Source organism: Sphingosinithalassobacter sp. CS137, assembly GCF_014334115.1.
GTDB lineage: Bacteria > Pseudomonadota > Alphaproteobacteria > Sphingomonadales > Sphingomonadaceae > Sphingomonas.
The window spans coordinates 300478-317279 of record NZ_CP060494.1; the positions used below are offsets into that span (position 1 = coordinate 300478).

The window sequence follows — 16802 nt, forward strand, 5'->3', positions numbered from 1 at the left end:
GCACGAATCAGAAATGGTTCCGTGAACAAATATTCAGAAAGTCAACAGGCGAGCGATGTGTCGTTTAAGCAACACGACAAGGCGAGTGGGCGATCCGCTCCTGCTTCCGGACAACGCCCGGGGCAGGCGCAGGTTTCGCGGCGCAATTAGGGAGCGCGCCGCCGGCGCGCGGGGGGCGTGCACGAATCGAAGGGGAAGAAGATGGAGGCCCGAGCCGGAATCGAACCGGCGTATACGGATTTGCAGTCCGCTGCGTCACCACTCCGCCATCGGGCCCCAAGCCGCGGGAGATGCGCAGCACGCGTGTTGCCTGTCAACATCCAGCTTGCGAAAATCGCACGGCCGGTCGCTTGGCGGCGCCGCATCGCCGCGATACAAGCCCGCATCAGCAACAAGTGTATTGCATAGCTAATACGGTTATGCGACAGGGCGGATGATGATGATGGTTTCTGCCGATACGCCGCAGCAGGGCGACGAGCGCTTCGCCAAGATGCGCCACGCGATGGTGGCGAGCCAGCTGCGCACCAGCGCGGTCAACGACCCGCGCGTGGTCGAGGCGATGGCGCGGGTGCCGCGTGAACGCTATGTTCCCGAAAGCGTCCGGGCAGTCGCCTATCGCGACGGCCTCTTGCCGCTGACCGCGGGGCGGAAGCACAATTCGCCGCTTGCGACCGGGCGCCTGCTGACCGAGGCCGGCATCCGTCCCGACGACAAGGTTCTGCTGATCGGCGCTGCCGGGGGCTATACGGCCGCAGTGCTGGCGCTGCTCGCGCGAGCGGTGGTGGCGCTGGAGTCGGACGACGCGCTCGTCGCGCATGCCCGCGCCGCGCTTGCCGACGAACCCAGCGTCGAAATGGTGCAGGGCCCGCTCGAAGCTGGCTGGGCCGCGGGAGCGCCGTATGACGTGCTGCTGATCGACGGCGCGGTCGAGCAAGTGCCCGAGGCAGTGCTGGCGCAGCTGAAGCCGGGCGGGCGAGTCGCGACCGGGCTGGTCGATCGCGGCGTCACTCGGCTGGCCGCCGGCCGGCGCAGCGAGGGCGGCTTCGGCCTGACCGATTTCGCCGATTGCGAATGCGCGATTCTTCCGGGCTTCGACCGGCCCCGGCAATTCCGTTTCTAGGCAGAAGTAGAGCGATGCGACTATCCAGATTCCTGCTCGGCACCGGCCTGGCTGCGCTTTCGGTGCCGGCGGCGGCGCAATCGGTGGCGCCGGTGACCCCCATCCGGGAAGTCGTGCCGCAGGACGAGGCGACGACCACGCTGCGCAAGGCGATGACGCGCGCCTATAACACCAGCCCCGAACTGACCGGCGAGCGCGCCAACCTGCGCGCGATCGACGAGAATGTGCCGATCGCGCGCGCAGGCGGGCTGCCGAGCCTGGATTCGACGGGCGGCGTGACCGAGAATGTGTTCGACAGCGGATCGACGGCGGGCCCGGCGCGACAGGCATCGGTCGGCCTGGACCTTTCGGTGCCGATCTACAGCGGCGGTTCGGTGCGCAATTCGGTGCGTGCCGCCGAGACTCGAGTGGAGGCAGGGCGCGCCAATCTGCGCGGCGTGGAGACCAATCTCTTCGTCGATGTGGTCGCCGCCTATCTCGACGTGATCCGCGACCAGGCGGTGGTGCGGCTGAACCTGCAGAATGTTCGCGTGCTCGAAGTGAACCTGCAGGCGACTCGCGACCGGTTCGAAGTCGGCGACCTCACCCGGACCGACGTCGCCCAGTCCGAGGCGCGACTGGCGCTGGCGCTGAGCCAGTTGCGCGCCGCCGAGGCCGAGCTGATCGCGAGCCGCGAGACCTATATCCGCGTGGTCGGCGCGCCTCCGGGCACGCTGGCATCGCCCCCGCCGCTGCCCGATCTGCCCGATTCGCCGCAGCGGGCAGTCGCCGTGGCGCTCGAAGAGAATCCGTCGCTCGACGCGGCGCGGAGCCTGCGCGAAGCGAGCGAATTCGATGTCGATGTCGCACAGGCCTCGCGGCGCCCCCGAGTCGCGATCGGGGTGGGGACGGATTATTACAGCTATCTCGGATCGGTCGGCGGGCAGGCGGCGCTGGCGGGGTTCGACAATGACGGCTTCTCGACTTCGGCCGGAGTGCAGCTCTCGCTCCCGCTGTTCCAGGGCGGCCGCCCGGCGGCACAGGTGCGCCAGGCGCAGGCACGCGAATCGGCCGCGATCGAGCAAGTGACGCTGGCCGAGCGGACGATCGTGGCGCAGGCGCGATCGGCCTTCGCCCGCTATCGCTCGGCACTGCGCGTGATCGAGGCGAGCCGCATCGCCGTGGAGGCGAGCCGGCTGTCGCTCGAAGGCGTGCGCGCCGAGAATACCGTGGGCACGCGCACCATCCTCGACATCCTGAACGCCGAGCAGGAGCTGCTCAACGCGCAGGTGCAATATGTGACCGCCGAGCGCGACGCCTATGTCGCCGGTTTCACGCTGCTCGCGGTGATGGGCCGCGCCGAGGCGGAGGATCTGGGGCTCGACGGCGGCGCGCTGTATGACCCCACCGCCAATTACGAGCGGGTGCGCGGGCGCTGGAGCGACTGGGGCAGCGATCCCGATCCCGAGCCGGTGGCGACTTCCACCGTCGACACGGCGGCACAGACCCCCGAAGTGGCCGAAACGCTCGATCCGCTGCTGCAGCGCCCCGTTGACAGCATGTACCCTTATCCCGCAGGTGAAGCGGCCGACCCGCCGAACTGAGCGAAAGGGTGCTCGATATGGGAGATATCAGTACCGAACCGTCGATGGAGGAGATCCTGTCCTCCATCAAGCGCATCATCGCCGAAGAGGGCGAGGGTGGCGGCGGTACGCGTGCGCGCCGGACGCCCAAGGCGGCGCCCCCCTCCGAACGCCGCGACGACGACGAAGTGCTCGAACTCAACGAGCAGCTCGCCGCGCCGCCGCGGCCCGCGCGCAGCGAAGCACCCGCCCAGCCCGCGCCGCAGCAGGCGGACGCCGACGAGTCCGAGGGGATCGGCGATGTGGCGACCGCCGCGAGCGACCTGGAAACGATCGTCTCGCGCCGCGCGGCCGAGGCGAGCCGCGGTTCGCTGGAGGCATTGTCGCGGATGATCGTGAAGCCGCAGACGCCCGGCGGGGACACGCTGGAGGGCCTGGTGCGCGAGATGCTGCGCCCGATGCTCAGCGACTGGCTCGACGCGCATCTTCCCGCGATCGTCGAGAAGATGGTGGCGCGCGAAATCGCACGGATCACCGGCCGCGAAGGCTGATCGCGCAGCCACAGACTTGTCTTGGCGAGCGCCCCGGCTATGTGCCGGTGCCATGACCGACTTGCCCAAGACCTTCGACCCCGCGGAAATCGAGCAGCGCTGGTATGCGCATTGGGAAGCGGAGGGGCTGTTCCGGCCCGACCGTCCCGACGCCGAACCCTGGACGCTGGTGAACCCGCCGCCGAACGTGACGGGCAATCTGCACATCGGCCATGCGCTCGACAATACGCTGCAGGACATCCTCGTCCGCCACGCGCGGCTGACCGGCAAGGATGCGCGCTGGGTGGTGGGCATGGACCATGCCGGGATCGCGACGCAGATGGTGGTCGAGCGGCAACTCGGCGAACAGCAGCAGAAGCGCACCCACTTCACGCGCGAGGAATTCGTCGCGAAGGTTTGGGAATGGAAGGCGCAGAGCGGCGGCGCGATCACCGGGCAGCTGCGCCGGCTGGGCTGCTCGATGGACTGGGCGAACGAACGCTTCACCATGGACGAGGGCTTTTCGAAAGCCGTCCTCAAGGTGTTCGTCGACCTGTACGATCAGGGGCTGCTCTATCGCGACAAGAGGCTGGTCAACTGGGACCCGCATTTCCAAACCGCGATCAGCGACCTGGAAGTCGAGACGCGCGAGCAGAACGGCAAATTCTGGCACCTGCGCTATCCGCTGGCCGATGGCAGCGGACACGTTCGCGTCGCGACGACGCGGCCCGAGACGATGCTCGCCGACATGGCCGTGGCGGTGCATCCCGACGACGAACGCTACCGCGAGCTGATCGGCAGGCAGGTGAAGCTGCCGATCACCGGGCGGCTGATCCCGATCGTGGCGGACGCGCATGCCGATCCGGAGCTTGGTTCGGGCGCGGTGAAGATCACGCCCGGCCATGACTTCAACGATTTCGAAGTCGGCAAGCGCGCCGGGATCAAGCCGGCGGAGATGCTCAACATGCTCGATGCCCGGGCGGCGATCTGCCAGACCGCCGACGGGCTGATCCCGCAGGAGCTGATCGGGCTCGACCGGTTCGACGCGCGTGCGCGGATCGTCGAGCGGCTCGATGCCGAAGGGCTGTTCGAGAAGGTGGAGGATCGCGTGATCGCGACTCCGCTCGGCGACCGTTCGGGCGCTGTGATCGAGCCGTGGCTGACCGACCAATGGTATGTCGACGCGGGCACGCTGGCGAAGCCGGCGATCGAGGCCGTGCGATCGGGCAAGACCAAGATCGTGCCGAAGGTTTGGGAAAAGACCTATTTCAACTGGATGGAGAACATCCAGCCCTGGTGCGTCAGCCGCCAGCTGTGGTGGGGCCACCGGATCCCGGCGTGGTACGGGCCGGACGGGAATGTGTTCGTCGCGGAAACCGAGGAAGCGGCACAGGCGCTGGCGGGCGCGGGCGTGCCGCTGACCCGCGATCCCGACGTGCTCGACACCTGGTTCTCCTCGGCGCTGTGGCCATTTGCGACGATGGGCTGGCCCGAGCCGGGCGAGTGGCAGCAGCGCTATCCCAACGACATCCTGATTTCCGGGTTCGACATCCTGTTCTTCTGGGATGCGCGGATGATGATGCAGGGCTTGCACTTCCTGGGAGAAGTGCCGTTCAAGACCCTGTATCTGCACGGGCTCGTCCGCGCCGCCGATGGCGCCAAGATGTCGAAATCGAAGGGCAATACGGTCGATCCGCTGGGGCTGATCGACCGATACGGCGCCGATGCGCTGCGCTTCTTCATGGCGGCGATGGAAAGCCAGGGCCGCGACATCAAGATGGACGAGAAGCGGATCGAGGGATACCGCAACTTCGCCACCAAGCTGTGGAACGCGGCGCGTTTCGCTCAGGCGAACGGCATCGGCGCGAGCGCGACGATCGAGCCGCCCGCGGCCGAGCTGGCGGTCAACCGCTGGATCGTCGCCGAGACGGTGGCGACGGTGCAGGCGCTCGACCTGGCCATCGCCGACCTGCGCTTCGACGAGGCGGCGAACACGCTCTACCAGTTCGTGTGGAGCCGCTTCTGCGACTGGTACCTCGAGCTGATCAAGCCGGTGCTGCAGAGCGATGCGGCGCCGGGCAGCCTTTCCGGCGACGAGATGCGCGCCGCGGCGGGCGTGCAGGGGCCGGTGAAGGAGACGCGCGAGGTCGCGGGCTGGGTGCTCGACCAGACCCTGGTGATGCTCCACCCGTTCATGCCCTTCATCACCGAGGAATTGTGGCATGCGATGGGCGCGCGCGCCTATCCGCTGATCGTGGCGAAGTGGCCGATGCCCGATGCGCGCGCGCTCGACCCCGAGGCGCAGAAGGAGATCGACTGGCTGATCCGGCTGGTGAGCGAGATCCGCGCGGCGCGCACCGAGCTGAACGTCCCCCCGGGCGCGCGGCTGCCGATGCACGTGCGCGACGCCGATGCGACGACGCAGGCGCGGCTGGCGGGGCAGGCGGCGGCGCTCGCGCGGCTGGCGCGAGTCGACCGGAACGACACCGAAGCGGGCGCGGGCGGCGCGGTGCAGATCGTGGTCGACGAAGCGACCTATGTGCTGCCGCTGGAAGGCGTGATCGACCTCGGCACCGAGCGCGCGCGGCTCGCCAAGGCAGTCGCGGCGGCCGAGAAGGAACGCGATTCGCTGGCCGGGAGGCTGTCCAACCCGAGCTTCGTCGAGCGCGCCAAGCCCGAGGCAGTCGAGAAGGCGCGCGCCGATCACGCCGAGAAGGCAGCGGAAGCCGAGCGGCTGACGGCGGCGCTGAGCCGGCTGGGATAGCAATCAAGGGAGCGGCGGAGCGCGGCGCTAACGCGGCACCAGCACTTCGATCGCGCCGGGCACGACTTCGACAGTGACCGGCGTGCGCGCCAGCACTTCGCCGTCGAGCGAGATCGGCAGCGGCGGATCGGTGGCGATGCGCAGCGCGGTGCCGCGCACGGTGACTTCGTCCTCATGCGCGGCGGGCAAGGGGAGCAGCTTGCCCGCCCAGTTGAGGACGAGTCGCCGCCGCGCGCGGCCGCGCACCGCCTGGACGACGATCGCACCGTCATCGGCGTGCGCCGATTCGACCAGCTCGGTGCCGCCGTGGAAGCCGGTGTTCGCGATCCGCACTTCGACCGCGCGAAGGCGCTCCGAGACGCCGTCGCCTTCGACGCGCAGATCGAAGGGGCGGAAACGCGCGAAGCGGAGCGCGGCCCAGGCAAGATAGCCGGCGCGGCCGAACCACCGCTTGAGCCCTTCGGGAACGCTGCCCGCGATCAGCGGCGAGAGGCCGATCGCGGCCATGCTGACGAAATGATGCGACTCGATCCGGCCGAGATCCACCCGGCGCCGCCGCCCCTCGACCGCGAGCCGCGCGGCAGCTTCGAGATCGAGCGGGACGCCGAGCCCGCGCGCGAAGCTGTTGGCCGTGCCGAGCGGCAGGACCGCGAGCGGGATGCCCGTGCCCACCAGCAGCGGCGCCAGCCTGCTGATCGTGCCGTCGCCGCCGCCCAGGATCAGTAGATCGGGCGCGGCGGCGATCGCGGCTTCCATCGCGGGACCGAGCCGTGCCGGGTCGCTCACGGCGCGGGCGTTCACTTCGATCGGCAAGCGATCGAGCGCGGCCCGGATCAGCGGCCAGTCGCCGCGGCCGCGGCGCGAATGGGTGTTGACGATCAGTTCTGCGGAAAGCCCCATGCGGCGTACAACGCTCCAACAGCCGAATGCGTGCCGCTTGCGTGGCTGCGATCGGCAGGATAGCGCGAGGCCATGTCCAGCTATCCCGCGCTTCGCCTTCGTCGCACCCGTGCCGCCGACTGGAGCCGGCGGATGCACGCCGAGACGGTGCTGACGTCCGCGGACCTCATCTGGCCGCTGTTCGTGACGGCAGGGGAGAGCGAGGAGCCGATCGGCACGCTGCCGGGCGTGTCGCGCTGGCCGGTGGCAGGGATCGTCGAGCGGGCCCGCGAGGCGCGCGACCTGGGGATTCCCTGCGTCGCGCTGTTCCCCAACACGCCGCCCGAGCTGCGCAGCGACGACGGCGCCGAGGCGCTGAACCCGAACAATCTGATGTGCCGCGCGATCCGCGCGATCAAGGAGGCGGTGCCCGAAGTGGGGGTGCTGACCGACGTGGCGCTCGATCCCTATACCGCGCACGGCCACGACGGGCTGGTCGACGACAATGGCTATGTGGTGAACGACGCGACCGCCGAAGCGCTGGCGCGGCAGGCGCTGGTACAGGCCGCCGCCGGTGCCGACATCGTCGCGCCCTCGGATATGATGGACGGGCGCGTGGGCCGTATCCGCGAGGCGCTGGAGGCAGGCGGCTATGCCAATGTCCAGATCATGGCCTATGCGGCCAAATATGCCAGCGGCTTCTATGGCCCGTTCCGCGAAGCGGTGGGCAGCAGCGGGCTGCTGAAGGGGGACAAGAAGACCTATCAGATGGACCCGGCGAACGCCGAGGAGGCGCTGCGCGAAGTGGCGCTCGACCTCGCCGAAGGCGCCGACAGCGTGATGGTGAAGCCGGGGCTGCCGTATCTCGACATCCTTCTGCGCGTGAAGAACGCGTTCGAAGTGCCTGTCTTCGCGTATCAAACCTCGGGCGAGTACGCGATGATCGAGGCCGCGGCGGCGACCGGCGCGGGCGAGCGCGACGTGCTGGTGCTCGAAACGCTGATGGCGTTCAAGCGCGCAGGCGCCTCGGGCGTGCTCAGCTATCACGCGGCACATGCGGCGCGGCTGCTGAACCGATGACGCCGCACGCCGAAGCGGCGGACGTGGCGATCGCGACCGAGCGGCTGAACGTGCGGAGCTGGCGCGAGGCCGACCGCGCACCGTTTCACGCGCTCAACAGCGATCCGCGGGTGATGGCGACGCTGGGGCCGGTGATGACGCGGGCGGAGAGCGACGCGCTGGTCGATCGGCTCGCCGCCGCCGAAGCGGCGCGGGGCTGCACCTTCTGGGCAGTCGAGCGGCGCGAGGACGGCGCGTTCCTGGGCTTTTGCGGCGTGCGCTGGAACGCGCAGGAGATCCCGATCCGCGGCATGCTGGAGATCGGCTGGCGGCTCGGCCATGCGCATTGGGGCAGCGGCTATGCCAGCGAGGCGGCTGCCGCGAGCCTCGACTGGGCGTGGCGCGAGACCGAGGCGGCCTGCGTGGTCGCGATCACGTCGGAGACGAACACGCGCAGCCAGGCGGTGATGAAGCGGATCGGGATGGAGCGGCTCGCCGACGGCGACTTCGACCATCCTGCCGTACCGGCAGGCGACCGGCTGCGCCGCCATCTGATCTGCCGCATCGACCGGCCGGGGCGCGCGGCATGATCGCGACCGAGCGGCTGCTGCTGCGTCCGCCCGCGCCGGACGACCGGGCGGCGCTGCACGCGATGTGGGCCGATCCGCGCGTGATGGCCGAGCTGGGACCGCTGAAGTCGGCCGCAGAAAGCGACGCGACGATCGCGCGGCACCAGGGCTATCGCACGCCGCACGGCCTGGGCTTTTGGGTGACGGCGTTGCGCGAGACCGATCGGGCGATCGGCTTCTGCGGCCTCAAGCCGGGCGCCGAGGATACGCCGGCGGCAGGCGAGGTCGAGATCGGCTGGATGATCGCGGCCGAGCATTGGGGACATGGCTATGCCCGCGAGGCGGCGGAGGCGAGCCTTGGCTGGGCCTGGGCGAACACGCCCGCCGCGCGGGTGGTGGCGATCACTTCGGCGCGCAACGCCAAGAGCCGCGCGCTGATGCAGCGGCTGGGGATGGTGCATCTTCCCGAATGCGATTTCGGGCATCCGCTCTATCCGCCCGACGATCCGCTGCGCGCGAGCGTGCTCTATGCGATCGAGCGGCCCGCCGAGCGATCGGTTCATCCCGCGGCAAGCAAGCGCGGCTAGAGGCTTTGGGACATTTGAAGGGGGAATCTGTGACCGAAGGCGACGGTGCGACTGCCCCCGCGCGCACGATGCGCTGGCCCTTCGTGGCGGCGATCCTGGCCGGATCGTTCCTGCTGTTCCTTGTCCAGCCGATGGTGGCGCGGATGGCGCTGCCCCGGCTGGGCGGCGCGCCCGCGGTGTGGAACTCGGCGATGCTCGTCTATCAGGCGCTGCTGCTGGGCGGCTATGCCTATGCCCACTGGCTGGGGCGCGTGCCGGTGCGGATGCAGGCGGCGCGGCTCGGCGGATGGCACGCCGCGCGGATCGTGTATGTGCCGAGCGCAGCGGAAATGGCCAAGCAAGCCACGGTTTCGGACTGGATCGCGCTGTCGAAGGATCCCGAGACGCTCGATCGGCTGACGATGGATTCGGCGCAATGGCAGCCGCTCGACCGCTATCCGGGATTCACGCCCTGGACCGACGATTTTGCGTCGATCCTCCCGCTGCTGCGTGCGTTCAACCCCGAGCTGAAGAACGACTGAGGCCTAGAGGCCCAGCGCGGCTTCGAGCGCAGCGATTCGCGCGCCCTGCGCCTGTGAGACTGGCTGTGCGGCTTCGATCGCGCCAGTGAGCGCCGGATAGGACGGCTGCCCCGCGACACCGCGCGCGATCGCGAGTTGCTCGAGCTCGACCAGAACATTGAGCGCCGGCGCGCGCAGCGTGTCGAGCGTGGCGAGCGCGGCCTGCGCATCGAGCCACGCATCGCTTCCCGGCGCCGTGCCGCGCGCGACCGCGATTCGCGCTTCGGCGGCCTGCGCCGCGGCCGCAAAGGCACGCTGCGCCTCGTCGAGCTCCGCGGCGAGCGCGGCGATGCGCGCGTCGAGCGCGGCGTCCGGCGTGGCCGGGGGAGCCGGTGCGGGAGACATGCCGGCCGCATCCTCCAGCTCCACCGCGCGCGGCAGCAGCGAGGGATAGCGATCGGATTCGGCGCTGCATCCCGCGGTGGCGAGCAGGACGACGAGCGGAAAAACGAAGCAGCGCATGGATCAGGGTCTATGCGTCGTAAAAAGGCGAAGCAACGGGCTTGCGCTCTGCCGCGGACCTTTCTATGTCCCGCCCTCCAATGCGCGCCCGTAGCTCAGCTGGATAGAGCATCAGACTACGAATCTGAGGGTCGGACGTTCGAATCGTTCCGGGCGCGCCAATTTTTCCAAGCCAATATAATAGTTTAGCGCTGCGCGCTTGGGTGGCCGCTGCTCGTCGCAGCACCGATAAGCAGACCGTGAGCAACTGCCCCGGCGCAGGCTCGCTATTCATGTCTTGGCGAGCCGATTCGGAACAAGTAAAGAACAGCCATGTCCGCTGTTCCTGAGACGCATCTCGGATGGGTTAGAAATCCTGAAGCGCTAGCCAAGCTGTCGCGCTCGAAACCAGATGCTTGCCAGAATCCAAATATCGTAGGGCGATACGATATGACTCCCAAGGGAGGCCGAAAGAGCCATCCCAATGGACCTTGGGTTTGGTGCTGTCACTGTCAGGCGTCGACTCACTGGAACGGGTTTGTGGTCACTGACGATGACGGCGCGCGTTTCTTGATTGGACAAGATTGTGGCGCGAAGCACTATGGGGGCGAGCGGTTTCGGGTTGCAACACGTCAGTTTGAGGACATCGAACGCGCTCGATACATAGATTACCGACTTTCGGCGATTTCAGATCTGAGCGCCGCAGTGGACGGCGAGATTGCATTGCTCTTGGAATGCGAAGCGCTCAAGGTCATTGAAAGTAAGCGAGCTGAGATCAAAGCGGCTTGTCCGCAGGCGGTTGACCGACTGGTTACCTATGCTCGGTCTGGACTGTCATTGACCGCGCACGCACGGGCGCGAGGAGTCAAAGGCGCAGGGTTCATCTCTAAAAATATTGGCCAGTTGGAGGGACCGGCACTGCTATTTACCGACGTTCGTTCGCGCTGCAGTGAATTGAAGGCTGCGATTGCGAATGCTGCAAAGGTTGTGCCTACTGAGTCCAGCTTGAAGGAGCGAACGTCTTCGGTAGATGCGGTCGAAAATGCGGCTCGGGACCTATTGAAAAGCGTTATTGCCCTGACGCAAGCGCATCGTTTTTTCCTTAAGCGAAATCAGCGACGGCTATCCCGATGGTCCGATGCTTGGGTTAGATTTTTCTCCTTCAGCACGGACGCTGAGAACCTCTTAGTCAACGAAGTTGGAAAGGGAACACGATCCATTGCACCACTAGATCAACAGCGGTTTCCCAGTCTCGAGTCCTGTAAGGCGCTAATCGGAGAGTGAAGCCATAGCAGCGCCCCGCACCTTTCGATGCAGGGCGCTGGCAGCGTCAGGACGGAGGAGACGTCAATCCCCGCTGCTGGTTCCGATCGATTTACGAGGGTCGGTTGCCTTAACCTCGGCGCGAGCGGACACGTGAGCCGCGCGGACGCTGAGGCACGGCGCTGGCACCGCGGTCAGCCTGCCGGGCAACGAGGCCGCTCGCCGGGCCCCGCCCGACGGTGCCGGAAAGCAATGTCGCAGATAGGGTCAGGCAGTCGGCGGACTGGCGGGCAGGACGACCATGATGCGCAGGCCGCCGATCGGCGAGCGGCCGGCTTCGATGCGGCCATGATGCGCCTCGACGATCGCGCGGGCAGTGGCGAGGCCGAGGCCGGACGCGGTCGCCATATCCTCGCGCGCTTCCGTCATGCGGTAGAAGGGTTCGAAGAGTCGCTGGGCCAGTCCGACATCGACGCCGGGGGCGCTGTCGTCGATGATCAGTCGCCATGCGTCGCGCGAGCCTTCGAGCCCGAGGACGATCCTGCCTCCGGCGGGGGTATAGCGCAGGCTGTTCTCGATCAGCGCGCCGAACAGCTGCTCGATCCGCTCGCCGTCCCATTTCACGAGGATCGTATATTCGGGCAGCGTACTGGTTTCGAGCCGGACGCCCATCGCCAGCGCACGCTTGGAATTGCCCCAGACCGCATTGTGGATCAGCGCGCGCGGATCGACGTTCGCGAAGCGCACGGGGAGACGCCCCAGATCGGCGAGCGCCACTGCGCTCAGATCCTCCGCCATTCGCGTGAGCCGGCGCTGGTCGTCTTCGAGCGCCGTCATCAGCTCGGCATCGGTCGGCGGCTGGGAAGCGGCGAGGAGGCTCAGCCGGTCGCCGAGCTCCTGCGTCGGGCGCTTGAGTTCGTCGGCGATGGAAACGAGCCAGGTGCGGCGCGCCGCTTCGACGCGGCTGAACTGGCGCGCGATCCGCTTCAAATTGCGGATCGTTCCGGCGATCTCCCGCGGCCCGCGCTCCTCGAACTCCACTTCGTCCTCGCCCTGAACCACGTCGCGGCTCATCCGATAGAGTTCTTCCTGCGGCCGAGCCCAGCGGCGGGCGATCTCATATGCGGCGACGAGCAGCGCGACGAACAGGCCGAGGACGATCGCCGCGATGCCGATATATTGCGTGGCGAGATAGTGGCGGTCTTCGCTAGTGAGCTGCGGCGGGCGCACCACCCGAGCGAGGGCGACCGTCTGGCCGTTCAGCACCACGGGGCGCTCGACGCGCGGCGGGGCAGTGGTGCTCGGCCCGGCGATCGGACGCCCGTCGGGGGTGACCAACGCAACTCGGCCACCCAAGCGCTGGGGATCGCGCATGTCGAGCTCGGGCATCAGCAATTCGAGGGGGCGGCCCGCGCGAGCGGCCTCGGCGGCAAGGGCGGCGAAAGCCTCGAGCCGTTCGCTGTCGCGCGCGGCGAGCTGGGCGATATAGGAACTGTGCATGTTCCAGACGAGCAGTCCGCCGGGCACGGCGGCCGCGAGCAGCGCCTGCCCGGCGAGCGTGAGGAACAGTCCGGTAAACAGCCGCACGCTTAAGAATCTCCCCCCGAGAGCATGGTAAATCGCCGGTTAGTCGTCAAAGCCCCGCGCGACAATCGGCTTCACCATTTCTGATTGTCGAGCGAATCCAGGATGCGGCCCCCCGCCATGAACACCGCGATCGGGCAGACGAAGAAGAGCAGCCAGCCGCCGAAGCCGGGAAACCGCTCGAGATAGTGGAGGCCGCGCTCCACCGCTCCCATGCTGAGGCCGTAGATCACGAGAAAGGCTTCGAACTTGGTCTTGATGGTGAAAAGGCGCGCAATCCTGTGCAACATGCCCGGAGTTAAGCAAGTGCCGCGCCAAGTGCGGAAAACCGCGAGACCAGGTTAATGTTTTTGGTTACCTGTCAATTAATTCGACAAGTCCGAGCTGATCGAGCAGCGCGCGCCGCGCTTCAGCGATCGCCGGCAGGAGCGCGGGATCGGCGATCCCGTCGAAGGGAATCGCCTCGGGCCAGTGGGCGGCGATCACTGCGCTGATCGCATCGAGCCGGGCCTCGTCGACAAGGAAGCGCGGATCGATCGTGGCGGGATCGGCGACGACGCGCAGACGCAGACACGCCGGCCCGCCGCCGTTCGCCATCGACTGGCGGACATCGACGACTTCGAGGTGCCGGATCGGCCCGTTCCCGGCGACATGCTCCTCGAGCCAGTTCCAGACGCTGGGGGTTTCACGTGCCTCCGAGGGCAGCACCAGTGCCTGACCGCCGGCGGGGAGCGTCACCAGCTGGGCGTTGAAGAGGTAGGAGGCGATCGCATCTTCAAGGCTCACCCGCGCCGCCGGAACCTCGACGATCTCGACCTGCGGCATGGCGGCGCGCAGCGCGTCGTGGAAGCCCTCCCTGTCGGCGAACGCCTGCTCATGGGCGAACAGCACCGTTCCGTTGGCGACGGCGACGACATCATTATGAAAGGCGCCGGCGGCGATCGCCGCGTCCGATTGCTGTACGAACAAGGTGCGCGCCGGATCGAGCCGGTGGCGGCGCGCGACCGCGGCACTCGCCTCGCGGTGCTGACGCGCCGGAAAGGGGCCGCCGGAAACGCCGTAGACGAAGACCTCGACGCCCGGGAGATCGTGCGCCGGCGCGAGCCGCATGTGGTTCGCCGCGCCTTCGTCGCCGAACGGCGGCGGCACCGGCGCGTGCACCCGGAACGAATCCCCCGCGAAGGCGAGGCGGAGCTGCGCCAGCGTCTCGGGCCATTCGTGGCTGCGATGCGGCATCGTCACCAGATTGGCGACGGTGAGATGGCAGCGGCCATCGGCGGTGTCGGGCGCGGGCGAAACCGTGGCTGCGTTGGCCGCCCACATCGCCGAGGCGGAGAGCGCCTGCGCCTGGAGATGCGGCGGCGCCTCGGCATAGCGAGTGGCGAGGCTTTCGAGCCAGCGATGATCGGGGCGCGCATGCGGCAGCAGAATGCCCTGCGGCAGCCCGAGCGCGAGATTGGCGCGCATCTTGGCAATCCCCTGCAACGCCGCTTCGCGCGGATGCGAGGTGAGGCCGCGGTTGCGGGTGGCGGCGAGATTGCCGGGACTGAGGCCCGCATAATTGTGCGAGGGGCCGATGATGCCGTCGAAGTTGATCTCGGTGAGCATCAGCGCCGCCCTCCGCACGACGGATCAGCGTGCGGCATACAGCACCTCCGTGCCTTCGGCGATATCGAGCGTCTCGGCGCAGAGCGGGTCGAGCGCGAGACCGGCCTCGCCGTGCTCCACCTGGCCATAGGCGCAGCGGAAATCGGCGAGCGTGCCGGTGGCGACGAGCGACGGCTCGCCGCCCTCGCGCACCGCCGCCACCGTGCCGGTGCGGGCTTCGCGCACCGTTTTCACCTGATCGGTGCGCGCGGTCATCGTCGGGCCGCCGTCGAAGATGTCGACGTAATTCTCATAAGCGAAGCCTTCATTCTCGAGCATCCGCATCGCCGCGCGGCCGCTGGGATGCGGCACGCCGATGACGTTGCGCGCGCTTTCGGTGAGCATCGCGGTGTAGATCGGATGCTTCGGCATCAGATCGGCGATGAACTGATTGCCGTGAATGGCATTGAACTGATCGGCTTCCTGAAAGCTCATGCCGAAGAAGCGGCCCGCAACACCGTCCCAGAAGGGCGAGCCGCCGGCTTCGTCGATCACGCCGCGCAGCTCGGCGAGGAGCCGCTCGGCGAAGCGGGCGCGATGGCGGCGGATGAAGAGATAGCGGCTGCGCGCGAGCAGCAGGCCGAGCCCGCCCGCGCGCTCGCCGGGATGGAGAAACAGGCCGCCGACTTCGGAGCAGCCCTCGAGATCGTTGACGAGGCCGAGGATTTCGGCGCGGAAGGTGCGTTTCAGCTCCTCGCTGTGCTTGGTCACGGTGGACAGGCGATAGCTGTAGAAGGGCCAGCGCTGGCCGACCTGCGTGAAGATCTGGCAGGTGCCGCGAACTTCGCCGGTTTTGGCGTTTTCCAGCACCAGCACGAACAGCTCATCGGCGACGACATCCTCGGTACGCGCGAAGGCGATATGGCTGCGCGCGAGCTTCGCCTTCAGCGCGTCGCGCTCGGGCGGCAGATTGGTGAAGCCGCCACCGGTGAGCTTCGCCATTTCGTAGAGATGCTGCAGGTCCTCGTCGCGCGCGGCGCGGATGCGGAAGCTCATGGGGCCCCTTTGTCGATCAGCCGGAGAATGGTGAGCGCCGAAAGCGCGGCGCGTTCGGCCAGGCTTTCGGGAATGAGATATTCGTCGGAGGAATGGATCGCGCCGCCGCGCGCGCCCATCGTATCCACCACCGGCACGCCGCAAGCGGCGATATTGTTGCCGTCGCACACGCCGCCAGTGGCTTTCCAGGCGACGGGCACGCCGAGATCGGCACCGGCCGACTTGACCAGCGCGAACAGCCGCTCGGCACCCGGATCGAGCGGCTTGGGCGGGCGATTGAAGCTGCCGTGGCGTTCGATTTTCACATCGTGGGCCGAGGCGACTTCGGCGAGCGCGGCGTCGATCGCGGCCTGGGCGGCGTCGATCGCCGCAGGGCTGCGCGGGCGGAAGTTGACACGCAGGATCGCGAGCTCCGGCACGACATTGTTCGGCCCGCCGCCGTCGATCCGGGCGGGATTCACCGACAGCCCCTCCTGCTTCGCCGCGGCGAGGCGGAGCGCCAGATCGGCGGCGGCGACGAGGGCGTTGCGCCCCTCCTCGGGATTGCGGCCGGCGTGCGCGCTGCGGCCGCGGACGACGAGTGCAAAATTACCGGTGCCGCCGCGCGCGCCCGCGAGCGTGCCGTCGGGCAGCGCGGGCTCGTAGGTGAGGGCGGCGGCCTTGGCTCGTGCGGCGCGGGCGAGGAGCGCGGCCGAGCTGTGCGAACCGGTTTCCTCGTCCGAGTTGAGGACGACCTCATAGCCGAACCGCGCGGCGAGCGGGCTTGCCTCGCATGCTTCGAGCGCGGCGAGCATCAGCGCGAGCCCGCCCTTCATGTCGGTGGCGCCGGGGGCGTTGAGATGGCCGTTGCCGAGCCAGCGCTCGGACTGGAAGGGGTGATCGACCGGGAACACCGTGTCCATATGACCGGTGAAGAGAAGCTGGACCGGCGCTTCGGGGCGGACCGCCACGTGCAGGTGGCGCCCGTGGTCGAGCGCCTCGACGCGGCCGTCCAGCGTCACGCTCTCCACCGGATCGGGCTCCTCCAGCGTCAGGTGGCCGGGCAGCGCGGAAAAGGCATCGGCGAGCGCGTCGGCCATGCGCGCGAGGCCCGGCAGGTTGCGCGTTCCGCTGTTGATCGCCGCCCAGGCACGGGTCCGTTCGAGCATCGGCGCGGCGCGTGCGCGCTCGACGGCATCGGCTTCGACGGAGGAAAGTTCTGTCATCGCCGGGGCACTAGCCCGAAATCGCGGCAAGGTGAA

At 68.2% G+C, this 16802-nt stretch carries 15 protein-coding genes, 2 tRNA genes and 1 pseudogene; 10 read left to right on the forward strand and 8 right to left on the reverse strand.

The genetic code is table 11. The annotated features are described in order from the left end of the window. Positions 1-202 precede the first annotated feature (202 nt). Positions 203-276: transfer RNA gene (locus H7V21_RS01365), tRNA-Cys, on the reverse strand. A gap of 160 nt (positions 277-436) precedes the next feature. Here H7V21_RS01365 and H7V21_RS01370 point away from each other — a divergent pair. From H7V21_RS01370 to H7V21_RS01385, 4 genes are read left to right on the forward strand one after another with little or no spacing between them, the layout of a single operon-like run. Further along, positions 437-1120 carry a protein-L-isoaspartate O-methyltransferase family protein gene (locus H7V21_RS01370; RefSeq protein WP_262503953.1) on the forward strand — a complete coding sequence of 228 codons (684 nt, stop codon included), beginning with the start codon at positions 437-439 and terminating at the stop codon, positions 1118-1120. Between the two features lie 14 nt (positions 1121-1134). Further along, complete coding sequence (locus H7V21_RS01375) at positions 1135-2703, forward strand: TolC family outer membrane protein (RefSeq protein ID WP_188054861.1); 1569 nt, start codon at positions 1135-1137, stop codon at positions 2701-2703. 17 nt (positions 2704-2720) lie between these two features. Continuing rightward, a complete protein-coding gene (locus H7V21_RS01380) occupies positions 2721-3233 on the forward strand; it encodes a DUF2497 domain-containing protein (protein ID WP_188054862.1) in 513 nt (170 codons plus the stop codon). A gap of 52 nt (positions 3234-3285) precedes the next feature. Then, positions 3286-5976, forward strand: coding sequence for a valine--tRNA ligase (locus H7V21_RS01385; protein ID WP_188054863.1), 2691 nt, complete (start codon positions 3286-3288; stop codon positions 5974-5976). Positions 5977-6003: 27 nt separating this feature from the next. Here H7V21_RS01385 and H7V21_RS01390 read toward each other — a convergent pair whose 3' ends face one another. Next, on the reverse strand, positions 6004-6876 hold the full coding sequence (locus H7V21_RS01390) for a diacylglycerol/lipid kinase family protein (protein WP_188054864.1): 873 nt from the start codon (positions 6874-6876) through the stop codon (positions 6004-6006). A gap of 72 nt (positions 6877-6948) precedes the next feature. Between H7V21_RS01390 and hemB the strand changes: the two genes are divergently transcribed. The 4 genes and pseudogenes from hemB to H7V21_RS01410 all read left to right on the forward strand — a co-directional run. Then, positions 6949-7935 carry a porphobilinogen synthase gene (gene hemB, locus H7V21_RS01395; RefSeq protein WP_188054865.1) on the forward strand — a complete coding sequence of 329 codons (987 nt, stop codon included), beginning with the start codon at positions 6949-6951 and terminating at the stop codon, positions 7933-7935. Continuing rightward, on the forward strand, positions 7932-8504 hold the full coding sequence (locus tag H7V21_RS01400) for a GNAT family N-acetyltransferase (RefSeq protein ID WP_188054866.1): 573 nt from the start codon (positions 7932-7934) through the stop codon (positions 8502-8504). Before hemB ends, H7V21_RS01400 begins: the two co-directional genes overlap by 4 nt. Continuing rightward, positions 8501-9070, forward strand: coding sequence for a GNAT family N-acetyltransferase (locus tag H7V21_RS01405; protein WP_188054867.1), 570 nt, complete (start codon positions 8501-8503; stop codon positions 9068-9070). The genes H7V21_RS01400 and H7V21_RS01405 overlap by 4 nt, the downstream gene beginning before the upstream one ends. A gap of 68 nt (positions 9071-9138) precedes the next feature. Continuing rightward, a pseudogene (locus tag H7V21_RS01410) lies at positions 9139-9342 on the forward strand (hypothetical protein); the annotation flags it as partial. A 252-nt stretch (positions 9343-9594) separates the two neighbouring features. Here the strand turns inward: H7V21_RS01410 and H7V21_RS01415 are convergent. Next, positions 9595-10092: a hypothetical protein gene (locus H7V21_RS01415; protein ID WP_188054868.1), complete on the reverse strand. Its 498-nt coding sequence runs from the start codon at positions 10090-10092 to the stop codon at positions 9595-9597. Positions 10093-10176: 84 nt separating this feature from the next. Here H7V21_RS01415 and H7V21_RS01420 point away from each other — a divergent pair. Both H7V21_RS01420 and H7V21_RS01425 read left to right on the forward strand, forming a co-directional pair. Next, positions 10177-10253, forward strand: a tRNA-Arg gene (locus tag H7V21_RS01420). Positions 10254-10611: 358 nt separating this feature from the next. Further along, a complete protein-coding gene (locus H7V21_RS01425) occupies positions 10612-11355 on the forward strand; it encodes a hypothetical protein (protein WP_188054869.1) in 744 nt (247 codons plus the stop codon). A gap of 246 nt (positions 11356-11601) precedes the next feature. Here the strand turns inward: H7V21_RS01425 and H7V21_RS01430 are convergent, their stop codons facing one another. From H7V21_RS01430 to H7V21_RS01450, 5 genes are all read right to left on the reverse strand, one after another. Further along, positions 11602-12921: an ATP-binding protein gene (locus H7V21_RS01430; protein ID WP_188054870.1), complete on the reverse strand. Its 1320-nt coding sequence runs from the start codon at positions 12919-12921 to the stop codon at positions 11602-11604. Positions 12922-12992: 71 nt separating this feature from the next. Beyond that, the gene (locus tag H7V21_RS01435; protein ID WP_188054871.1) at positions 12993-13208 is read right to left on the reverse strand and encodes a hypothetical protein; all 216 of its coding nucleotides are present in this window, start codon (positions 13206-13208) and stop codon (positions 12993-12995) included. 64 nt (positions 13209-13272) lie between these two features. Further along, on the reverse strand, positions 13273-14526 hold the full coding sequence (locus H7V21_RS01440; protein WP_188054872.1) for an N-succinylarginine dihydrolase: 1254 nt from the start codon (positions 14524-14526) through the stop codon (positions 13273-13275). A 24-nt stretch (positions 14527-14550) separates the two neighbouring features. After that, on the reverse strand, positions 14551-15561 hold the full coding sequence (locus H7V21_RS01445) for an arginine N-succinyltransferase (RefSeq protein ID WP_188054873.1): 1011 nt from the start codon (positions 15559-15561) through the stop codon (positions 14551-14553). After that, positions 15558-16766, reverse strand: a complete 1209-nt coding sequence (locus H7V21_RS01450; protein ID WP_188054874.1) for a hydrolase — start codon at positions 16764-16766, stop codon at positions 15558-15560. The genes H7V21_RS01445 and H7V21_RS01450 overlap by 4 nt, the downstream gene beginning before the upstream one ends. Between the last annotated feature and the right edge of the window lie 36 nt (positions 16767-16802).

What these genes read in the sequence shown, in the direction of transcription:
- H7V21_RS01370 (WP_262503953.1), top strand. Translation starts at nt 437, where the DNA reads ATGATGATGGTTTCTGCCGATACGCCGCAGCAGGGCGACGAGCGCTTC.
- H7V21_RS01375 (WP_188054861.1), top strand. Translation starts at nt 1,135, where the DNA reads ATGCGACTATCCAGATTCCTGCTCGGCACCGGCCTGGCTGCGCTTTCG.
- H7V21_RS01380 (WP_188054862.1), top strand. Translation starts at nt 2,721, where the DNA reads ATGGGAGATATCAGTACCGAACCGTCGATGGAGGAGATCCTGTCCTCC.
- H7V21_RS01385 (WP_188054863.1), top strand. Translation starts at nt 3,286, where the DNA reads ATGACCGACTTGCCCAAGACCTTCGACCCCGCGGAAATCGAGCAGCGC.
- H7V21_RS01390 (WP_188054864.1), bottom strand. Translation starts at nt 6,876, where the DNA reads ATGGGGCTTTCCGCAGAACTGATCGTCAACACCCATTCGCGCCGCGGC.
- hemB (WP_188054865.1), top strand. Translation starts at nt 6,949, where the DNA reads ATGTCCAGCTATCCCGCGCTTCGCCTTCGTCGCACCCGTGCCGCCGAC.
- H7V21_RS01400 (WP_188054866.1), top strand. Translation starts at nt 7,932, where the DNA reads ATGACGCCGCACGCCGAAGCGGCGGACGTGGCGATCGCGACCGAGCGG.
- H7V21_RS01405 (WP_188054867.1), top strand. Translation starts at nt 8,501, where the DNA reads ATGATCGCGACCGAGCGGCTGCTGCTGCGTCCGCCCGCGCCGGACGAC.
- H7V21_RS01415 (WP_188054868.1), bottom strand. Translation starts at nt 10,092, where the DNA reads ATGCGCTGCTTCGTTTTTCCGCTCGTCGTCCTGCTCGCCACCGCGGGA.
- H7V21_RS01435 (WP_188054871.1), bottom strand. Translation starts at nt 13,208, where the DNA reads ATGTTGCACAGGATTGCGCGCCTTTTCACCATCAAGACCAAGTTCGAA.
- H7V21_RS01440 (WP_188054872.1), bottom strand. Translation starts at nt 14,526, where the DNA reads ATGCTCACCGAGATCAACTTCGACGGCATCATCGGCCCCTCGCACAAT.
- H7V21_RS01445 (WP_188054873.1), bottom strand. Translation starts at nt 15,561, where the DNA reads ATGAGCTTCCGCATCCGCGCCGCGCGCGACGAGGACCTGCAGCATCTC.
- H7V21_RS01450 (WP_188054874.1), bottom strand. Translation starts at nt 16,766, where the DNA reads ATGACAGAACTTTCCTCCGTCGAAGCCGATGCCGTCGAGCGCGCACGC.